The following is a 2,201-nucleotide window of genomic DNA, read 5'->3' as shown; positions in this document are numbered from 1 at the left end:
GTCGACTTCCTGCAACTCCTCCTCGGCTACTCCGTCACCGGCGACGTCGGCGGACAAGTCCTCCCCTTCCTCTTCGGCTCCGGCAAAAACGGCAAATCCGTTCTTCTCGATGTCCTGATGAAACTCCTGGGCGACTACGCCGACGCCGCCCCGCCCGGCTTCCTCATGGCCCGTCCCTACGAAGGCCACCCCACCGACCTGGCGGAGCTGCACGGCCGCCGCGTCATCGTGTGCAGCGAGGTCAAGCACGGGGACAAGTTCGACGAGGCCCGCGTCAAACTCCTCACCGGTGGCGACCGGATCAAGGCGCGGCGGATGCGGCAGGACTTCTTCAGCTTCCAGCCCACCCACAAACTCTGGCTCCTGGGCAACCACCGCCCCGAAGTCGGCACCGGAGGCTTCGCCTTCTGGCGCCGCATGCGCCTCATCCCCTTCGAACGCGTCGTCTCCGACGAACGAAAAATCGACAACCTCGCAGACATCCTCGTAACCGAGGAAGGTTCTGGGATCCTGGGATGGCTCATCGACGGCGCCCGCCGTTACCTGGGGGGAGAGCGGGATCTCATCGGTCCCGAGCGTGTGCGGATCGCCACCACCGCGTACGCCGAGACCGAGGACCACACGGGACGGTTCTTCGAGGAATGCTGCACCCTGGCGCCCGACCATCGCGCCGAACAGACGGGTCTCTACGCCGCGTACAAGGCCTGGTGCCACAATGAAGGCGCGCCCCCCATGTCCTCACGCGCTTTCGCGGCACGCGCCCGTGAGCTGGCCGGACTCTCCTCACCCAAGGAGATGATCCTGTCCAACCAGCGCAAGTACTACCCGGGCATCGGCCTGCTCACCGACGAGGAAAGGGAAGCCAGGGCATGAGCTCCCTGATCACCGAGGATGAGATCAGCCACGAGGCCGACCTCGTCTGGCTGGAAGACATCACCGACCTCGACTACGTACGCCAGAGCCTCGACCGGCTCCCGACCCGCCGCGGCAAACCCGCCTACCACCGCGACGGACGGATGGTCGGCTACGCGCTCCTTGGCCCCAAGGCCAAGGCGTCCCGCTCCTCCGGCACGTTCCGCCGCCGGGTCTTCTGGCTGCTGCCCCACGACCGCGACTGCGCCCCCGAGGGCCTCTACGCCACCGGGGCGCCCGCGGAGGCCGTGGACCCGCGCACCCTCGCCGCCCGGGTCAAGGGCTACAAGACCGAGCGCTCCGAGGGCGGACCGCCGTCGAAGGCGATGCAGGAACTGGACAAGAAGCTGCCGTCCCAGGCCTGAGCGACCACGTGTCCCGGGCAGGCGCGCGGCCGGCGGCGTCGCCGCGCCCGGCGCAGGCCCTCAGGCCGTCGCCGCGTCGGTGAGCAGGCCGATGCCCGGGTAGTACTTGCGCTGGTTGGACAGGATCATCGCCTTCGGCGACGCCAGCCCCACCGTCTCCCGGATCCGGGCCGCCAGCGCCCGCGACGCCAGCGCCGGGACGTCCTCGCGCAGACACCAGGCCCGGTACGCCGCGTGCAGCCGGGTCTGCTCGGCCCGCAGAGCGGGGCCGAGGGCGCAGACCTCCGCGAGGAAGCGCCCGGTGTGGTCCTCGGCCTCCACGTACGCGTCGGTGGCGATCCGCACCTGCTCGGGCCCGGTGAGCCGCTTCTCGCCGGCCAGGTAGCGACGGGCCCCCCGGATCAGCCAGTGGAGTATGCCGGGCCCCTCCTCGCCGACCAGGACATCCGCGAGGTTGTCGATTTTTCGGCTCTCGGAGACGACGCGTTCGAAGGGGATGAGGCGCATGCGGCGCCAGAAGGCGAAGCCTCCGGTGCCGACTTCGGGGCGGTGGTTGCCCAGGAGCCAGAGTTTGTGGGTGGGCTGGAAGCTGAAGAAGTCCTGCCGCATCCGCCGCGCCTTGATCCGGTCACCACCCGTCAGCAGCTTCATCCGCGTCTCGTCGAACCTGTCCCCGGCCCTGACCTCGCTGCACACGATGACCCGGCGCCCGTGCAGCTCCGCCAGATCCGTCGGATGACCGGCGTACGGGCGTGACATCAAGAACCCCGGGGGAGCGGCGTCGGCGTAGTCCCCGAGGAGTTTCATCAGGACGTCCAGGAGCACGGTCTTGCCGTTTTTGCCGGAGCCGAAGAGGAAGGGGAGGACTTGTCCGCCGACGTCGCCGGTGACGGAGTAGCCGAGGAGGAGTTGCAGGAAGTCGAC

At 69.0% G+C, this 2,201-nt stretch carries 3 protein-coding genes; 2 read left to right on the top strand and 1 reads right to left on the bottom strand.

Annotation, left to right across the window (positions count from 1 at the left end; all coding sequences use genetic code 11):
* Positions 1 to 873 (top strand): phage/plasmid primase, P4 family (locus tag ABZY33_RS35940; RefSeq protein ID WP_356495922.1); only part of this gene is annotated, 873 nt, incomplete at its 5' end.
* Positions 870 to 1,277 (top strand): DUF6009 family protein, encoded by a 408-nt coding sequence (locus tag ABZY33_RS35935; protein ID WP_356495921.1) that lies wholly within the window; start codon positions 870 to 872, stop codon positions 1,275 to 1,277. The genes ABZY33_RS35940 and ABZY33_RS35935, both read left to right, overlap by 4 nt.
* A 60-nt stretch (positions 1,278 to 1,337) precedes the next feature.
* Here ABZY33_RS35935 and ABZY33_RS35930 read toward each other — a convergent pair.
* Positions 1,338 to 2,201 (bottom strand): phage/plasmid primase, P4 family (locus tag ABZY33_RS35930; RefSeq protein WP_356495920.1); only part of this gene is annotated, 864 nt, incomplete at its 5' end.

Origin of the sequence: Streptomyces sp. NPDC006552 (assembly GCF_040611655.1) — a bacterium.
Taxonomy (GTDB): Bacteria; Actinomycetota; Actinomycetes; order Streptomycetales; family Streptomycetaceae; genus Streptomyces.
The sequence above is the reverse complement of the archived record's forward strand: the minus strand, read 5'-3'. Positions and strand labels throughout refer to the sequence as shown.

Coding starts and splice junctions, on each gene's coding strand:
- ABZY33_RS35935 (WP_356495921.1), top strand. CDS start 870: ATGAGCTCCCTGATCACCGAGGATGAGATCAGCCACGAGGCCGACCTC.